Origin of the sequence: Alteromonas sp. MmMcT2-2, from assembly GCF_022348305.1 — a bacterium.
Lineage (GTDB): Bacteria > Pseudomonadota > Gammaproteobacteria > Enterobacterales > Alteromonadaceae > Alteromonas > Alteromonas macleodii.
The window spans coordinates 1-19,022 of sequence record NZ_JAKRFA010000038.1; the positions used below are offsets into that span (position 1 = coordinate 1).

Below are 19,022 nucleotides of genomic sequence, written 5' to 3' on the forward strand. Positions count from 1 at the left end.
GAATGTTCTCGATTTAGAACCACTAAACCGTCAAACATTCGCCTTGTCTAGATGGCACACAGACCGCTGCAAAAATGTACAACAAAGGTCAACAGGCCCTAGTTAAAAAGACATTGTCTAGCGAACCGTTTGCTAAACCTTGTGTAGATTAATCAAATTATCGTTAAGGCAAGGTTAGTTACTGCCGATAAACGGCATATTACTGTAATTCTCTGTCAGGGAAGGCCCTATGTTCAATAAACACTTAGTGAAAGAAAACGAAGCGCTTCGCGAGGAGCTACATATACTCAAGCAAGTGCGAGATGGCTTGCGCGAAGAAATGATCTTTCTGAATCTTAATGAGCGTGGTGAAATTGAAGCCGTCAACGAGATGTTCGAGAAAGAGCTAGGTTACTCACTCTCTCAAGTGAAAGGGCATCGCTTCTTTGAATTTGTTCCCGAGATTGCCAGAAACACGCCTCACTTTAAAAAGCTGAAAGATTCTATCGAGCAGCGTGTTCATTACTGGGGGGCGATTGAGTTTCTTCGTGAAAATGGTGAAGAAGCGTGGTTAAGGGGCGTAGTTGAACCTATTTTTGACGGAAAAGGGAATATTCACAAATTCTCAGTCAACCTCAACGACCTCACGCGCACTATAGCCAACTCGAAAGAGCACGAAGATTTGGTGGCCGCATTACACAAGTCAAATGCGGTGATTGAATTCGATTTAAACGGAAATATTCAGGACGCAAACGAAGCTTTCCTGAAAGCCGTTAAGTACCGCCTTAATGACATTAAAGGTCAGCATCATAGAATCTTCTGTGATACGGAGTATGCGAATTCCCGCGAATATAAAACGTTTTGGGAACGACTTACTCAGGGGGAATTCGTCGCAGGAAGATTCGAACGTTTCGATGCTCACGGCAACACTATTTGGCTGGAAGCCACCTATAACCCGATTTGTGATTCTCACGGTCGTATGTATAAAGTGGTTAAGCTGGCTACTGATATTACTGAGCAGGTGGCACGAGAAAATGCCGTGTCCAGTGCCGCTGATATCGCCTACCGTTCTTCAAACACAACGGATCAAATCGCCACGCGAGGAAAGGAAGTCATTAGCGAACTGCTTTCTGAAATGTCTTCGCTGTCGCAACAAATGGATAGGGCAAAAGAAGGAATTAACGCGTTGGACGCTCAATCTCAACAAATTGCCACGATTATCGGAAGTATCAGTGCGATTGCCGAACAAACCAACTTGCTTGCTCTAAATGCTGCGATTGAGGCGGCACGTGCTGGCGATCAGGGGCGAGGTTTCGCTGTGGTTGCTGACGAGGTGCGTCAATTAGCATCGCGTACAACCGAAGCCACAGAAGAAATCATCAATGTGGTTAAACACAACCAGACATTGGCCACCGACGCAGTGAACTTGGTTAATGAAGGCGATGAAAAGGCGCAATCAGGGCTCAATTACGCCAGAGAGGCGGGTGAAGTTATCGAACAAATTCAATACGGTGCAAAAGAAGTCGTTGATGCAGTAGGCCAATTCAGCAGTCGACTGGGAAGTTAGTAGCACCGAGAAACAGGCTTACCGATAAGTGTAAACTGTCTAAGTTCTTACCAAATAAAACATCGCTCAAAACAGAATTCATCCTACCTTGGTAGGATGAATTCGCCCCTATTGCAGGATGTGCTTTTTAACGTAGCCTGTATAGCATAACCCTGTAATAAAAGGCTTGCGGGGGCGGTTATGTCAGGTTTTACGAAAATATCTACAGCTATAGTGGCCGTATTCATTGGCTGCTTTTTGGTTTTTACCTGTCTGGTCTACTTCCACATACAAGATAACATTGAGGAAGAGATGACGGGCGCGCTTAATCAAGTGCGAGAAATGGTCAACCTCAATATCCCTGTTGCTGATATCGAAGCGATTGTTGAGCCTAGCCCTCACTTATCCGCCCATTATTTCACGGGTCGCCTTCAGGCAGAACAGACTTCAGTAATGTCGACAACTGAACGCACTGCACTCACACCTGTTATCATTCCAATTCAGGAAAATCAGTATCTTATCGTTACGCCTTTTGATGCTACTGAACTCACCCAGAATCTCACTTTTTTTGCCTTGGTGGCGGGACTGTTTTTCGCAACCTTTGTGCTGTTGCTGTTTACGTTAAAAGTGGCGGTTAAGCAAAGGTTAGTGCCGCTAAATCAGCTCGCTGACGCATTATCTGAGCTACGAGAAGGCAAGGAATCACAGCCCCTGCCACATTCAGATATCACCGAAATGAACAGGGTATTAGACCAGTTTAAGCACCTACAAAATGCACTTAAATCAAAAGAAAAGCAGCTCATCAAAATAGATAAGCAATTAGCGCTTCTTCAAGAGCAAGAGCGAAATTACCTTGCCAGAGAGCTTCACGATAATGTGGGGCAGTTGCTGACCACGATAAAAGCCCACGCTTATATTTTGGTTAACGCAAAAGAGCGATCTGTTGTTGAACTGTCGGCGCAGAAGGTTCAAGTGATGTCACATCAAATAAGCGATGCAATTAGAAAGCTCACTGCTCACCTTCATCCGCTTGTTTTAGATAGAGTCTCTCTTCAGTCGTCGCTTGAGCGACTGGTGTACGAACAAGAAGTAGCGCAGCCCGATACGCAGTGGGACGTGTCAATTAATCTAAAGCGCTATCAAGAAGATAATGAGCGAGATATTCATCTTTACCGATTTGCTCAAGAAGCCATTAACAACGTGATTAAGCATGCGAAGGCCACCAAGGTTAGCATTCAAATTTATGGCGATACTCACCGGGTCTCTGTGATGGTTAAAGACAACGGCAGGGGGCTGGGAAATCACATCGTGGAAAACATTGGCATGTCATCAATGCGCAGCCGAGCGCGTTGTATAGGAGCAAATTGCAGTGTGACGTCACCCGATGATGGCGGCGTTGCTGTATCGCTGTCCCTTACCCTTAAAAAAATGCCTCCTCTTATGGGCGCTAACGTCGCATGAATATTCTTATCGTCGACGACCACGCTGTGGTGCGTGAAGGTTACAAAGCTTTACTTAATGCGATGATGCCCGACTGCCGTATTTTTGATGCTGAAAACGGTGCACAAACCCATCGTTTATTAGCCAGTAGTGACATTGAGATCTTAATCCTCGACATAAACCTTTCAAATGAAAGTGGCCTTGTTTTAGCCAAGATTTTTTTGAAGCGACATCCAGATTTAAAAATTATCTTTTTCAGTATGTTCGAAGACAGCGTCATATTGCACCGCGCCATGCAGACCGGTGCTATGGGGTACATCAGTAAAAGTAGTTCGCCTGAAATATTGATCTCGGCAATTAAGGTCGTCGCAAAAGGGCAAAAGTATATTGAGAGAGGCCTGGCGGTAAATTTAGCCAATCAACTTCTCGATACTAATGTGGACATTGCTGCCAAATTAACCAAACGTGAATTCGAGATATTTATTGCGATAGCGATGAATAAATCCCGCTTTGATGTTGCTGACGAGTTGGGCCTATCGGCTAAGACTGTCTCTAACGCACTTACCGTCATTAAGCGAAAGCTTGACGCGGTGCCCTCTCAGTTTTCAGCCATTGCGGCTAAACACGGTTACATCGGTGATGCAGAGCTTTCAGCGTCTCAATCGGTGTCGTTTGTCGAGAAGAGTGAGAAGTAGCCATAGGTTTCCCCTCCTAAAGTAGGAGTCAAATCGGTCTATCGCATCATGGTAGGTACAACGTAAAAGTACCATTATCAAACTACACAACAAACCAAGTTACTGCGCGTGTTACGCGCAAAGTTATCAAAAGGTACTTCTTATGATTTATGCAAAGCCAGGTAGTGAAGGTTCGGTCGTAAGCTTCAAAGAAAGCTACGGTAATTTTATCAATGGCGAATGGGTTGCACCGGTTAAAGGTGAGTACTTCACCGCAACATCTCCAGTAGACGGCAGCGACATCGCACAAATCCCACGCTCAACATCTGAAGACATTGAGCTTGCGTTAGATGCAGCTCACGCTGCGAAAAAGGGCTGGGCAGATACGTCAGTAGCTGAGCGCTCCAACATTCTTCTGAAAATTGCCGATCGCATTGAAGAAAACCTAGAGCTACTTGCCGTTGCGGAAACATGGGACAATGGTAAAGCCGTTCGCGAAACGCTTAATGCAGACATTCCGCTGTGCGCAGACCACTTCCGTTATTACGCAGGCTGTATTCGAAGCCAAGAAGGCACCATCGGTGAAATTGATAAAAACACGGTGGCGTATCACTTCCACGAACCTTATGGTGTTGTTGGGCAAATCATTCCATGGAACTTCCCGCTGCTTATGGCTGCATGGAAACTTGCGCCAGCACTTGTTACCGGTAACGTAGTGGTGCTAAAGCCAGCAGAACAAACGCCAGTATCTATCTTATTGTTCGCCGAACTAATCCAAGACCTACTACCACCGGGTGTACTAAACATCGTTAACGGGTTCGGGGCAGAAGCCGGACAGGCTCTTGCAACAAGCACAAGAATCGCAAAAATTGCATTTACTGGCTCTACACCTGTTGGCGGACATATCCTTCGCTGTGCTGCTGAAAACCTTATTCCATCTACCGTTGAGCTTGGCGGCAAGTCGCCAAACTTATTCTTTCCAGACATCATGAATCACGAGCCTGAATTTATTGATAAGTGTGCGGAAGGTTTAGTGCTTGGATACTTCAACCAAGGTGAAGTATGTACGTGTCCTTCTCGAGCGATTATTCACGAAGACATCTATGATGCATTCATGGAAAAAGTGTTGGAAAAAATTCAGAAGATCAAACGTGGCAACCCACTAGACACAGACACCATGGTAGGTGCACAGGCATCTAATGAGCAGTTCGAAAAGATCCTTAAATACATCGATATCGGTAAGTCAGAAGGGGCTCAGGTTGTCACTGGTGGTGAGAAAGAGCAGCTACCTGGCTTTGATGGAGGCTACTACATTCAGCCGACTATCTTGAAGGGTGAAAACCACATGCGTGTGTTCCAGGAAGAGATTTTTGGTCCGGTAATCGCTGTTCAAACCTTCAAAACCGAAGAAGAGGCGATTGAGATTGCCAATAATACAAGCTTCGGACTTGGCGCTGGTGTATGGAGCCGCGATGCGAATGTAGCATTCCGCGTAGGTCGAGCGATTGAAGCAGGTCGCGTGTGGACGAACTGTTATCACTTGTATCCAGCTCACGCTGCGTTTGGCGGCTACAAGAAATCGGGCATTGGCCGCGAAACCCACAAGATGATGCTAGATCACTACCAGCAGACAAAAAATCTATTGGTAAGCTACGACATCAACCCACTTGGTTTCTTCTAAGTAAACCTGAGGGCGGCGCCTACCGCCGCCCGCTACTTTTATGCGCATCGCATTTTCCTCAATCATTTTCTTGCTGTTTCTCAGCACCAATGTGTTGGCGCAGTCTGACGCGACAGACATTCCACAAGACATTTACAAAATATTTCCCAACGCTACACGCGTGGGGGAGATGCACACTGACATCAAGGTAACCCCGGTCTATCAGCTTCAGCAACTACTCGGATATGTTTTTGAGTCGAATGACTTTGTCGACTTCATAGGCTTTTCAGGCAAACCAGTTAATGTAGTGATTGGGCTAGACACACAAGGCAATGTGGTCGATCTTTTCGTCAAGCAGCATAGCGAGCCGATTTTTTTGCACGGGCTTGGCGAGAAATCCATGTTTGATTTCGTTGCTCAATATCAAGGGCATAGTGTCAAAGAACGTTTTATCATTGGTGGTAAAAGCAATGTAGGCAAAGACGCTACCTACTTTGATGGGGTTACGAAAGCCACCGTATCGGTGCTGGTTATCAACGATACCATCGTGACATCTGCATTAGCCGTTGCCAGAGCTAAGCTCGATGGCTTTGTTGCGCCTAGCAACAATATTATCAATCCAGACTTTTACGAACCTTTTACTTTTAGCGAATTGGTGGACAAGGGCTACATTCAAAAGCACCAGATTACTCAGCAAAATACCGAAGGGCTTTCGAGAGAAGTGGTTCGGGCGGTTGACGATATTCAAAGCGAGTTTGCTCTTGATGGTGACATCATTGCCGAACACTACTATGCGTTTTTAAGTCTTCCTATTGTGGGGAAAAACCTGCTAGATGAAGAGGAATTTGCTCGGTTACAGGAAAATCTAAATCCGGGTGAAATGGCACTGATGGTACTGAATACGAAAGGGTTCAGTTTTATCAGCGATGAGTTTATTCCCCAAACCACTCCTGAGCATTTACGGGTATCTCAAGGCGGCTTTCCCACAGCTATCCGCGATATCGATTTTTATAGCTTCTATGACCCCGCATTTTCACAAGCATTGCCCGACTACAACGAGATCAAAGTACTTCGAGTAAAATCGAAAGGTGGGCTGTCACTTGACCAAGAAATGGAAATAGCGATTAGTGTGCCGTTTAAGCCGAGTTTCTTCGAGCAAGATGAGCATCTGTTCCCTTTGAAAGTGACACTGCCTAGTGAACTATTTATGGAAAATCCTGAGGCTCAGTTAGCGAAGCCCATTCCGTTGTGGCAGAAAATTTGGAGGGACAGAACCTTAACGATAAGCATCACCGTTGTTTATCTTGTAGCGCTGTCGTTGTTTTTTGCATTCCAGCAAAGGCTAACGCCTTACACCAAGTTTGTGCATACAGTGCGGGCATTTTCCCTTGTGTTCGTGCTGTTTTTTATTGGCTTTTACGCTCAAGGGCAACTGTCTGTTGTCAACATATACACGCTGCTACTGGATATTATCGACGGATTTTCCTTAGAGGTATATCTTCTCGACCCGGTCATTTTTATTTTGTGGAGCTTTGTATTTGTCTCGTTGTTTATCGTTGGGCGGGGACTATTTTGCGGCTGGCTTTGCCCCTTCGGAGCACTCCAGGAAATGATGGGAATACTGGCTGAAAAGCTCAGGATAAAACAAATTAGAATTAAGCCACAGCACCACAAACGGGCACAAAAAATTAAATATGGGTTGCTTATAGGGCTTGTTGCGTGCTCATTCTATTCGCTAAACCTTGCAGAGAAGCTCGCTGAGATAGAGCCGTTCAAAACGTCCATAACCCTACACTTTGTTCGATATTGGCCTTTTGTACTGTATTCGGTTTTATTGCTGCTACTTAGTTTAAAAATTCATAAAGTGTACTGCCGCTATTTATGTCCGTTGGGAGCGGGGCTTGCCATTTTGGGGCGTTTCCCTTTAGTTAAATTGCTTACACGTAAAGATGCCTGTGGTAATCCGTGTCAGCTGTGCAAACAAAAGAAATGTGGTATTGATGCTATAGAACAAGACGGCAGCATTGACTATGCTGAATGTATTCAGTGCCTTGAGTGTGTGGTTACGTTAGATAACCCTGACTTGTGCAAAATCGATAAATACAAAAAGAAAAAGGTGCCAACGCGTGTCAAAAACCTCAATCCTGTCCGCACTTAGTCAACCTGCTAATAGCAAGGTTAACGATGACAACCATTCTAGTTTATACGGTGCTAAAGAAGCCTGCCGTGATGTGGCCAATGAGATTTTAGCCAACGTTAAGTGCGATGAAATAGAGCTATTACTCTTTCATACCAGCACGCTGTTTGACTTAGACACCGTAGCAAAGGAAATCTCCGCACGTTTTCCGCACGTGAATATTGTTGGTTGCACCAGTGCTGGAGAATTTAATAAAAATGGGTACGGAACAGAAAAACTTTTGGCCGTCGCGTTTTTGAAAAACGAATTTTCAATTGCCACAGCATTGGTGCCTAATTTAGGCGAAGTAAACTTTGATGAAGCCCACGATATTGCCAGTGGTTTGCGCCGAGCCTTACAGGGGAGGGAGCGTCGTTACGATACAGAGCAGCACTTCGTTATTTCTGTGCTCGATGGACTTACCCGCCATGAGGAACATTTTCTAGAAACCTTTGCGACCGCATTTGGCAATATTCCACACTTAGGCGGTAGCGCTGGCGACGATTTAAAGCTTGAAGCCACCTATGTGTTTTACAACGGTGAATTTCATCGAGACGCAGCAGTACTGCTGCTTGTTGGCACGGGAAAGCCCTTCACCGTGTTCTCCATTGATCACATTAACTCTCCTGTTTCAAAGCTGGTGGTCACCCACGCCGATCCAGAATCGCGAACCGTGTATGAAATAAACGGTGAACCTGCTGCGCAGTATTACGCCAGTTTATTGGGAATGAAAGCTGAAGACTTAACGCCTGATGTGTTTTCCATGTTTCCCCTTGCAGTGATGGTAGGTGGCAAATATTTCATCCGCTCTATTCAAAAAGTAGATTTGGCCACTAACGCCATTACCTTTTACTGCGCGGTAGATATTGGCATTATTCTTACGTTTGTTCAGTTGGGTGACTGCATTGAAGCATTAGAAAGTAAACTAGACAAACTGCGCGCTCAGCTTGGCGAGCCCGAATTTGTCTATGCTTGCGATTGCTTTTTGCGAAGGCTCGAAATTCAACAAGGCAAAAACGACCACGAAATAAGACGGCTACAGCAAAGGTACAATGTCGCGGGCTTCAATGCCTATGGCGAGCATATTCACTCGGTTCACTTGAACCAAACGTTTACGGGGGTGTATTTTGCAGCCCAATAATCAATTTACCGACGTGGAAGCGCTCCAAAAGGCCCTTTACGAGCAACGGCGTGAAAACGAAAAGCTTGAAAAAATAAACGCAGCGCTGATGTATCGCATGGAAGAGGGCGGTTTTAATCATCACAGCTACCGCGCCTTCGAACATTCGGTTCAACTTTCTGAAAAAGTGAGTCAGAAAACCGAAGAACTGCAGTCAGTACTGCAAAAGCTGGAGCAGTCAAACGCCGAACTGGTGCGGGCTCACGAAGAAACCCATCAGGTTAAACAGCGTTTACACGACGCCATTGAAAGCACTAATCAGGCGATGGTGTTGCTAGATAGACTGGGCGGGATCATCTTCTTTAATCGGCACTTTGAAACTGTTTGGGATGACCTTTCCATTACCCCTAAAATTGGCGATAACTATTACGATATCACCCAAGCTGCCAAGCATTCCGGGGTTATTCGCCGCGCCCTGCCCGCTGATGTCGAAGGCAGGATGATCTATCAGTTGTCGAACCGGCGATGGTATCAGCTGACCAATCGACCCACGCAAGAAGGCGGGTACGTTATTCTGTTTAACGACATCACTGAAGTAAAACTGCTTGAATCGAATCGTTACGAGCAAGTCATTAAAGAGAAAAACAAGCTGTTGCAAAGCCTTATCGATAATATTGATGTTGGAATATTGCTCATTGATAAAGAAGGTGGCATTGCGTTTTGGAATAACACGTTTTTGACCCAATCAAACGTGCCCCAGCACGTACTGGTAAACAGTAAGAATATTTATGCCCTTCAAAATAACCGTCACTGGAGCGGGCTCAACTTAAACCCGGTGGGGCCAAGTACCCAGATTATACACGAGCAATTGGTGGTTGAACGCAACATCACTACACTGCCCGACGGCAATACGCTGTGCACGTTCACCAATGTTACATCGCAGCATCACTACGCAGAAACGCTGAAGCAAAACGAAAGCTGGATCCGCATGATAACCGATAATGTACCGGCGCTTATTGCTTACATTGGTACCGATAAAAAGTTTCAATACACCAATAAAGGTTATCGCGATTGGTATGGCGTTAGTGAGCAAGACATTAATGATATGCCTATGGATCGAAGCCATCTGAAAGAGGTTTACCCCAATCTTATTCAGTACTTGCGCCGTGTTAACCAAGGCGAAGTGGTGAGCTTTCAAAGCAAAGAAAAAAATGCTCATGGCGACGTTGGCTTTTTACAGAAAGTTTATTTGCCTCATTTCAATGAATCCGGCGATATCACCGGGCACTTTGTCTTGGCAACAGACGTGTCGCAGCAGGTAGAAAGCCAACTCCAGCTTAAAGCGGCTAAAGACCAATTAGAATCGAATGTAGAAAAGCGTACCCGTGAACTCAATCACGCCAACATCGCCCTTCAAGAAGCGATTGATTCAAAGAGCAAATTTTTGGCTGCTATTAGCCACGATCTTATGCAGCCCCTTAGCGCTGCCATCTTGTTCAACGAAACATTGAAAGATCAAGTGGATAGTTCATCCAGCCCCATTGTTGCCGCCCTCGATAATTCACTGTCTGATTTACATGGCCTTATTCGCACGCTTATTGAAACATCCAAACTGGACGCTGGGGTGTTACAGCCCGATAAGCAGCAAGAAAATGTATTGCCGTTACTTATGCAGCTAGCCGAAGAGTTTACGCATATCAGCAAAGACTACAGTGTAGATTTTCGCTATCGCTTGAAAGAAGCTTTCGTGGTGACAGACGTGAACTTACTTTCTCGAATATTGCGAAATTTATTAATAAATGCAATGAAATACGGTGCCAACGGCAAGGTGTTACTGGCAGCGCGAAAGGTGAATGAGAACCTAGAAATTAGCATCTATGATCAAGGTGTGGGTATAAGCGAAGACGATCAGAAAGTTATTTTTAAAGAGTTTTCCAGGTTAGAAAACGATTTTAACTACTCTTACAGTTTGGGTCTGGGATTATACATTGTAGATAAAATGAGTAAGTTGCTAGAGCACGATATTCGAGTGCGCTCGAAAGAGGGCGTAGGCGCGTGCTTCACGGTGACCATTCCTATTACCGAAGTGTGTGATACGAGCCAGGAGCAAGACTATCTTTATACTTTGGAGCCATCGTTACCAGATTACGTTTTGGATAAGCATATATGGCATATTGATAACGATGCGAATATGCGCATTGCTATGCAAACGTTGTTCGCAAACTGGGACATGGAAGTAGACACTTTCTCAGGTTTTGAACAATGCAGTGCTGTAAATAATGGCAGTTTTGACGAGTGCGACATGCTTATTGTCGATTACCACCTAGATGAAGAAGAAACCGGTTTAGACATTGCGAAACGCGTAAGAAAAATCGCGCCTTCAATGCCCATTATGATTTGCACCGCTAATCACTCAAAATCATTAGCGAATGAACTTGAAGGCACCGACATTCAGCTGCTGCACAAACCTGTTAACTCCGCGGTGCTGAAGGCGGCGCTAGTCTCAAGTTTGAATGGCTAAAAGTAAACGTGTCTAAGACCTATTAATCTTCGGTGCACAGCAAAGATCAACAGATCTTAATTAAATACGTACTGGTTAAAGTCGATATTCGCGGCACTGGCCACAACCTTTACTCGGTTGCTGGCGCCTAATTTTTTGAGAATAGATGAGACGTGAGACTTAACCGTGGTTTCAGAAATATTAAGCTCGTAGGCAATCACTTTATTGGCTAACCCTTGAGTTAGATATTTCAGTACAGTCAGCTCTTTTCGTGTTAATGAACGAATTTGCTCAGGCGAAATACCGTTGTCATTGGTCATGCGTGTTCTGGTAGACGGCGTTCTCAATATCTCTGATGGTAAACACACGTTCCCTTCAAAAATACTCTCGATAGATGTGGCGATTTCTTCAATCTTGCTGCTTTTTGAAATGAAGCCAACGGCACCATAAGAAATGGTTTGCAGTATATTTTGCTTTTCCGTTTCAGCGGAAATAATCACTACAGGTACATTAGGGTGTTGGTTTCGAATTTCTAAAAGTCCGTTTAAGCCACAGGTTTCCGGCATATTTAAATCAAGCATGATTAAGTCGAACTTCGCGTCTTGCTCTAGCAACGTTAACGCTTCAGAAATTGAATTGGCTTCGAGGGTTTCTGAGTCGGGAAACTTTTTCCCTAAAATGGTAATCATTGCGTGACGAAAAATAGGGTGGTCGTCAATTATCAAGATACGGTGCATGGTCTTTCCCTCAGCTAAAAAAGCGACATTTGCCGCTGGCCTTGTGACTTATTTGGGCTGGCGTTTTATTCACACATAAGCCTTTTATTAAGACAAAATTATGGCGTAAATGAAACGCTTCAAAGTGACCAAGTTCCCCGAAATATTAAAAGCTAAACAGTCACTTCACGTGTTTACAATGTTAACATTAATATAACATCAAATCAGGCCTAATAAGACCAATGGCTTATAATAAAAAAGCACGTAAGACCAGTACTGACGGGACTTTCGTTCTATAACTCGTCAAGTAACTGCCTTCTTTTTTCGGCGTATTCTGTTTCGCTAATTAGTTTCGCCTCTTTTAGTGCGTCTAACCGTTTAAAACGAGCAACGATATCGTTTTCTGCTGGTAAGGGGGCCGAGCCAGCTACGTCTTTCTTACTGGGTGTGTTTTCCCTATTCGCTGGGGAAAGTGTTTCCTTTTCTACAGGTGCTTCAAATGCCAGCTGAGTCGGTGCGACCACCCAATCGAAGCGATTTTTCGTTTTCAGTTCTATACCAGGTGCGGAAAAAGAGAGTGGGGAATCGAATGAGAACTTTGCTTGTTTGCGATTACCAAAATCAAAGTCGTATTTTACCAAGCCCTGAGAAGTAGGATCGTAAGCCATTTCGTAGGCTTTATTGGCTACTTTATCGAACTCGCCAATAAGAATATTGAGCTGGTCGTCTGCAACGAAAATACTGCCTGCAACGTAATACGTTTGGGTTTTAAGGCCTGCCAAATAGCGCTTCTCTTTACTAAGGGCAAAAATTACGTCTTGCTGAGCAGTCGCTGTTCGCAGCGCCTCAGGCAGATAGGCGGCAAGTAACGCAACCTGTTCGTTGGAAAAAAGCGGTGTTGACGTATTTTTGTTCTTAACCACCTGAATAGCGCTAAGTATGGCGGATACATCCTGCTCTTGCAGCGTAAAGGGGTGCTGGTTGGCACGCATGTCACTGTCTGTTTCGTTTTGCTTTTCAACAAGGCGAATAAAATTGTTTTTGTCCTCCTGAAATATGACCTGTGCGTCTGCGATATGTACTGTCGTTATGAAGAGTAGGGCTAACAGAATGGGTTGAGCTGAACGTAATAAAAATAGAGATATATTTTTCATGATCTTTCCTTTTTCAATAGGAAAAGCGAGAGTGAATCTCGCTTTTTTATGTCATATCTTTTAGCTTAATTTTAATTTCTTAATTAAGTGTAAAATTAATCAGTTTTTTATCATTAATTAAATGAATCGAGTAATTTTTAAGTTTCAGAGTAATTAGATATAAGTTCAATGTTAAAATATGACTGATTTTTAATTCTAAATTAAAAGAACACAGTGCCACCTAGTTGAATTAGGGTTAAGTCTTCTGCGCTGTTATAAATTCCTTGCGCAGATTCTGAACCATCAATATCTAAACTTAGATTTTCGTATTTCGCGTACACCAAGAAGCGCGATCCAAAATATTGTTCTGCTGCAACGCCCCACTGACTAAGTTCTGAGCCGGTAACGCCATCTAAATGAGCCATGCCGTATTGGTCGTTATAACTGGCATATTCAGCATAGAAAGCAGAATCACCAAAGCGATTAAACTGTTTTCTTATGCCTGCTTTAAAGTAATAAGCATCTGTATCGTCACCCGACCCAACAATCGCATCGTCAGCTTCTTCCATCTGATAAGTGGCTACCCCAAATACTCCTGACTCAATATGCATGAGCCCTGCTTGCAGTTGCAGCGTAGTTGAACTGTTGCCCCCAACATTGCTACCGCCATCTTTATTCACTGAGTAACCTGCATGAAGGTTAGTTTTGAAGCCTTCGTGCTCAGCCGCATACTTAACCGCAATATCGTAAATTTCGTCGTTTGCATAACCTACTGCAATACTCACGTTGCCCATTTGAGGGAGATCGTAGCGCACACCGTTGCGATATATGCCGTTACAGTCAATACCAATACCCAAGCCAGGCGTTGCTAAGCACTGAGCAAATTGACCCCACGCGACATTGGTTGAACCTTCTTCTACGCCTCGAATAAAGAAGCCATTTGCTCTAAATAATGGAGAAATTCCCGACCAGATTGTGCCAGAAGGATCAGCTAGAACGGCAATGTTATCGGTGGGAAGGCTTTGTAAACCAATGGTGATTTTACCCCAGTCGCCACCAAAGTAGAGGCTACTGCCCAACAGGCCTATGTCGCCGCCGTTGAAGGTGTCTAAGTTATCCTGATTGGCAAACAAAAGCGGGGTTTGATGGCCACCACCGGCGTAGTTGGGTGCGCCTGAAAGAGGTTCAATAATGACCTCAAAGCCCACGTCCATGCCTTGTTCTTCCAGTTTATAATTCCCTGAAAGCGTAATACGGCTGCCTAGCGTTGTACCGTTGTCTGAAAGTTGTGCCACATCACTACCCACACCGTCGTCGTAATAGGTTAAGCCTTCATTTATCCATCCAGAGATATTCCATGAATAGGGCTCGTCCTGGGCAAAACTATGGCTACTGACTGTGCTTAAAATGGCAATAGATAAACAGGTTTTTGTAAATGTATTCTTTTTCATTTTACTGTCCCAATATTGGTAGTGTAGATTAATTACAGTGGCTTTTTATTTTTATTTTTGACTGGTTTTAATGCTTTCGGTGTCCAGTAAATTGATAATAGGTTCTATTGAATTTTGAACCATCGGCCGTAAGGCGTGTTAATCTCCTTCTTTAGTAGCGGGAAAATTAAATGTATAAATGATAAAAAACGCGACTACTGTGAAAAAGTAAGTCGCGTTTTTTTGATTTTTTTGCAGCTTTTGTGTGGATAAAAGCGCGTGTGGTAACAACTGCTATCTGATTAGAATCTCGCTTTTAGATTTACACTGACCATTCGCGGTTGTGCGGGGCCCACGAACTCTGCACCTTCTACGTCGGGATAAATGTCTTCTAATACCTCATCAGCCTCGCCATACGTGCCAAAGGTTTCATAGTCTTTGTCGAACACATTATTCACACGAAGCGATGCGGTAAATGTGTCGTTGAACCGGTACGATGCATAAATGTTTGCAATAACGTATCCGTCAATCTTTTCGTTTTCGTTAGCCTCATCGCCCCTAAAGTACTGACTAGATGCTGAAATAACTTCTGCGCCTAAACGCGCTTTATCCGTTAAGGCGTAATCTGCGTAGAGCTTGACTAAATGCTCTGGCTGGCCTGGAATTTTGTCACCTGGTGTTACGAGTCTGTCTGGACCCTGAGGGTTAAAGGGGCTAAACGACGTGAATGTTGATTCATAGGTTGCGTTAAGATAGTTGTAGTTTAACCGGTAGGTTAGTTTTTCCCACGTTGAACCTACGCTGAATTCTACGCCCTGACGCTGGGTTTCATCAACGTTAATAAAGTATCCGCGAGAGGCAACAGAGCCAGCTTGTTGGAAAATAATGTCATCCTTACTCCTACTATGAAAAACATTTAGCATCAGGTCGATGTTATCAATGCGTGTGGTGTAGTTTGCTTCAATAGTCTGGGTGACCACCTGATCAAGAGGAGGATCGGCCACAAAACCGTTCGGTAAGCGGCAAGGGTCGTCTTCATCTGCACAGCTTAACTCTGCTGGGCTTGGCGTTCTTGAAGACTGGCTGATTGCAAGATTCAACTGGCTTTGCTCATCAATAGTAATGTCTACACCTACCGCTGGGTTAAATTGGGTAAAACGGTGATTGCCGTCCAATGAACCTTCACCGTCATCAATCAGGTCTTCCATAACAATATGGTCTCGGTTAAAACGTCCACCAAGATTGAGTGATACGGCTGAAGAGAGCTGTGTACTATTCATGAAAAATAGCGACCATGCGGTGGTGTCTACATCTAATCTAACCCTGGCTTCTTGTGCCATGAGCCCGTCGATGGGTAAAACGGTGCGTGAGTCTTGTGCAGATTCGTTTTCCAAAATACCAAATGTAGTATCAGCGGCGTAGTTAACATCTCCTTTGGTGTAGCTGGCACCAACAATTAACTCTGAACTGAAGCCGCTTAAGGCATATTGTTTTGCTAGCTGAAAAGATAACCCAGTAGCTTTGGCGTCTGTCCGGCCCGTATTGTATGTTCCATCAAGTTCATCTGCGTCCACATCTGATATTTCGGCAAGCGCAGTGTCGTCATCAAAGCCAATAAATTCAACCGCTTCTATATCGTCGCCTTCTCCTACAACAGGCAAATCATCGTCATCATCGTCGTCGCCATCATCATCACTATCAAGCGGAGCATCATCATCGTCGTCATCATCTTCAAATTCACACAGTGTTACGCGTCCATCAGCGAACTGGCAGGCACCAAAATCACTGTCATCGCCGTTGATTGATTGAGTTTGTGTGTCGCGATAAAACATATTGGCGGTTAAAGATAAGGTGTCAGTTATAACGAAATCACCGGTTATATTAACGTGCGTAAGTTCGTTGTTGGTCTGATCGGGGTGGGTGTAGACCGCTTCTCTTCCTTCAATATCCAGCAGTTCAATAGGTGATGCACCATTGCCGAGTAACTCGTTATCGGCCATAAAGAGGTTCATGTCGAGATGCATTTTGTCACTTTTATAGGCAAGCGATGTAAATACTTGCTGCACTTCAGATGGCGAATAGTCGCGCCAGCCATCTTCCTCATAATGATTCAGGTTCACATAATACGCCCAGTGATCGTTATGACCACCCGATTCCACAGACGCGGCTTTCTGGCCGAATTGTCCAGCCTGTAAATCTATTTCGTTGGCGTTGAAGCTAAACCCTGTTTTCGTTCTAAGCGCAAGGGCGCCGCCTAGCGTGTTTTGGCCAAACAGAGGGTTTGAACCAGAGTACAAAGAAACGGTATCTATAGCATCTAGAGGCATGAGGTCCCAATGCACAGTATCGCCAAACGCTTCATTAACCCGACCGCCGTTTAAGTACACCGAAATGCCCTGAGGTAGACCAAGCAGCGAAGAGGCAGTAAACCCGCGGTATTGCAGATCGGGTTGGAACGGATTGTTTTGAACATCGTTTAGGTTCACGCTTGCCAGTTGAGTTTTGAGTAGCTCCGGTAGTGAACGGTTGACGCTCCCTTCAATATCGTCTTGAGTGAGTGTCTGAACGTTACCAAATACAGCAGAGTTATTGCTGTTGGCGCTAAGCGGTGTCGCTCCCTGTACCTCTATAACCTCGTAGTGGTCCATTGCATCGTTAGCTTCTGCAGCAGAGCTAAACGCATAGGTTACAGCGCTTGCAATAATCGCAAGAGCAAATGGTGAACGGGCAAGTTGATGTGTTGGGGATTGTGCAACGTTTTGGCTAGAGCTTTTAGTAGAAATTCGCGTAGGCATGGTCTTGACTGCTTCGTTATTATTTATACTTTCAGTATTGCCTTAACCATTCCCTAAAAATATCCTCCTTAAGGGGGAGGAAGTATCATAAATTGGTAGCAGTGTTTTTTCCCGAATTCCCTACGAGAGCATCGATAAAACCTTATGACACCAGTTTTCACGCTCTGTGATATTTGTATCGCTGGCACCAAATAGAAAAAGGTTATTTTCATAGGTTGCAGCGCCCAGTGCGTAGCATTCCCCCGAAGTTCTTGGTTGCCAGAAAAGGTGGTGTGCCAGCACCGCTTGTAGTCTTGACTGTTGATAGAACGCGATGCGATACACCCAGTGCGAAGCAATGTGTTCAGCGTTAAAGCGTTTCAAATTGGTGGTCTTGTTGGCGAGTGGCCGCAATAAACGTGGAAGTGCAGGCAAGTGCTCTAACGCAATAAAATGTCGGTATTTAGAGTTAAGATGCGGTATTAAAAGTGACTGCTCGCTATTGGAAGCGCTGGCTTGCGCGGAAAAGTCTTTGCGTGCCTTTCTAATCCGCTCGCGAGCGACTGATTTTTCTGGTGAAGGTAGAGCCCTCAGGTAGGAGTGCGATACCTTATTAGCACTCGCTAAATAAGTGCTTTTGGTGGCACAATCTTTGGCGGCACACTCGTTAGAACCCAACGCATCTGTTAGTTGCGCAAAATAGCGAATAGCCGCCCCCACACCTTCTGCATGTTTATCAGTGTCTGGCATTGGCTTTGAAGGTCTAATATCAAATGAGGCAAGACACGCGGATACCACATGTTTTAGTTGTCGCAGCCTTTTATCATTATCATCGCTCACGAGCTTGTGTGTCAGATTTTGTGAAAGCTTTGGAAGTGCTTCTATCGAAAGCTCGCTTGCTACTTCCTTCATCGCTTCGTTTGTGACGAGGCGAATTGCAAAATTGCCTTGTTGATTGATTTCGGGGTCGATAAATAAAGTGTTTTCAAGGCCTGCTACGGTGCTAAGTGTTGCTTCTTGCTGTAGTAAACCATTTAAAAAGCACTGAGGAAACCACCAGGTTAATACATGCCTTATTGATTCGTTTTCGCCTTTTGTCGTTTGCGCATCAAGAGAGGCTTCTTTGTCTAAATGTGAGTGTTCACGTTGAGATGCGTGCTGACTCAGAGAGGCGTTTCTGTTCAGTGTTGATTCTTCGCTCAAAGCTGTTTCCGCGCTCAGGGCTGTAACAACCTCCTTGCACTGCTCAAAAAAGTGGGCTGAATTACTATAAACCAGCGTGGTGATATTGCTTGGCTGATACCACTGGCGTTTGTAGTCTTGAAGCGCTTGAATGCTGTTGCTGCCTATGGTTTGTGTAAAACCACCCGCGTGTTGATAGGCATTTTTATTGGTATCGGTTAATCGAATAGCGGCGTTTAATGCATAGTCGCTGTTTGTCTCTAGCATGGCGAGCTCGTTAAAAATAACCCCGTCACGCTCTAAGATTACCTCATCGGTACCGTAATCCCGGTTAAGCAGGCCACAGTACAGGTAATTTACAGCATCAAGCAGCACGTTCGCTTTTTCAGACGAAGCGAAAAAGAAGGTGTACTCGGCGAGTGTGGTAGCGTTAATAGTAACAGGCAGAAGTGTATTGGCCGTAAAAAGTTCGTGGGCAGCGGGGTATTGGTGAGAGCGTCGAAAGCTCATGTGCTCAGCTAAGTGAGACAACCCAGTATGGCCTGCTGCAGGGGTTTTTAGCGCAAAAACAACGCTATGCACTTTTGACCCAGAGCCGGCATCAATGAAATGAAATTCAGACATACACTTTTATCATTGCGGTTTAACGGTATCTCTTTTGGTTTAGTACTTATCGCAGCGCACTCATTTCG

Annotated in this window: 12 protein-coding genes; 7 read left to right on the forward strand and 5 right to left on the reverse strand. The window is 44.7% G+C overall.

Annotated features, from left to right (window positions below):
* The first annotated feature begins 229 nt into the window (after positions 1-229).
* The 7 genes from MHM99_RS17000 (at position 230) to MHM99_RS17030 (ending at position 11,116) form a co-directional block, all read left to right on the forward strand.
* Positions 230-1,546, forward strand: coding sequence for a PAS domain-containing methyl-accepting chemotaxis protein (locus tag MHM99_RS17000; RefSeq protein ID WP_239220216.1), 1,317 nt, complete (start codon positions 230-232; stop codon positions 1,544-1,546).
* Between the two features lie 180 nt (positions 1,547-1,726).
* On the forward strand, positions 1,727-2,986 hold the full coding sequence (locus MHM99_RS17005) for a histidine kinase (RefSeq protein WP_061486528.1): 1,260 nt from the start codon (positions 1,727-1,729) through the stop codon (positions 2,984-2,986).
* Positions 2,983-3,660: a response regulator transcription factor gene (locus MHM99_RS17010; RefSeq protein ID WP_049588819.1), complete on the forward strand. Its 678-nt coding sequence runs from the start codon at positions 2,983-2,985 to the stop codon at positions 3,658-3,660. The genes MHM99_RS17005 and MHM99_RS17010 overlap by 4 nt, the downstream gene beginning before the upstream one ends.
* A 142-nt stretch (positions 3,661-3,802) precedes the next feature.
* A complete protein-coding gene (locus tag MHM99_RS17015; protein WP_014950684.1) occupies positions 3,803-5,320 on the forward strand; it encodes an aldehyde dehydrogenase family protein in 1,518 nt (505 codons plus the stop codon).
* Between the two features lie 40 nt (positions 5,321-5,360).
* Complete coding sequence (locus MHM99_RS17020) at positions 5,361-7,457, forward strand: 4Fe-4S binding protein (RefSeq protein ID WP_061486527.1); 2,097 nt, start codon at positions 5,361-5,363, stop codon at positions 7,455-7,457.
* Positions 7,426-8,616 carry a nitric oxide-sensing protein NosP gene (gene nosP / locus MHM99_RS17025; RefSeq protein ID WP_014980253.1) on the forward strand — a complete coding sequence of 397 codons (1,191 nt, stop codon included), beginning with the start codon at positions 7,426-7,428 and terminating at the stop codon, positions 8,614-8,616. Before MHM99_RS17020 ends, nosP begins: the two co-directional genes overlap by 32 nt.
* On the forward strand, positions 8,603-11,116 hold the full coding sequence (locus MHM99_RS17030; RefSeq protein ID WP_239220217.1) for an ATP-binding protein: 2,514 nt from the start codon (positions 8,603-8,605) through the stop codon (positions 11,114-11,116). The genes nosP and MHM99_RS17030 overlap by 14 nt, the downstream gene beginning before the upstream one ends.
* 56 nt (positions 11,117-11,172) lie before the next feature.
* On the opposite strand, the gene MHM99_RS17035 is transcribed toward MHM99_RS17030, so the two are convergent.
* From MHM99_RS17035 to MHM99_RS17055, 5 genes are all read right to left on the reverse strand, one after another.
* Positions 11,173-11,832 (reverse strand): response regulator transcription factor, encoded by a 660-nt coding sequence (locus MHM99_RS17035; protein ID WP_014950680.1) that lies wholly within the window; start codon positions 11,830-11,832, stop codon positions 11,173-11,175.
* 272 nt (positions 11,833-12,104) lie between these two features.
* Entirely contained in the window at positions 12,105-12,965 is an 861-nt protein-coding gene (locus MHM99_RS17040; protein ID WP_168463005.1) for a hypothetical protein, read from the reverse strand.
* A gap of 200 nt (positions 12,966-13,165) precedes the next feature.
* On the reverse strand, positions 13,166-14,395 hold the full coding sequence (locus MHM99_RS17045; RefSeq protein WP_014980250.1) for a porin: 1,230 nt from the start codon (positions 14,393-14,395) through the stop codon (positions 13,166-13,168).
* A gap of 281 nt (positions 14,396-14,676) precedes the next feature.
* Complete coding sequence (locus MHM99_RS17050) at positions 14,677-17,169, reverse strand: TonB-dependent receptor (protein ID WP_168463004.1); 2,493 nt, start codon at positions 17,167-17,169, stop codon at positions 14,677-14,679.
* 120 nt (positions 17,170-17,289) lie between these two features.
* Complete coding sequence (locus tag MHM99_RS17055; protein WP_168463003.1) at positions 17,290-18,954, reverse strand: insulinase family protein; 1,665 nt, start codon at positions 18,952-18,954, stop codon at positions 17,290-17,292.
* Positions 18,955-19,022 lie beyond the last annotated feature (68 nt).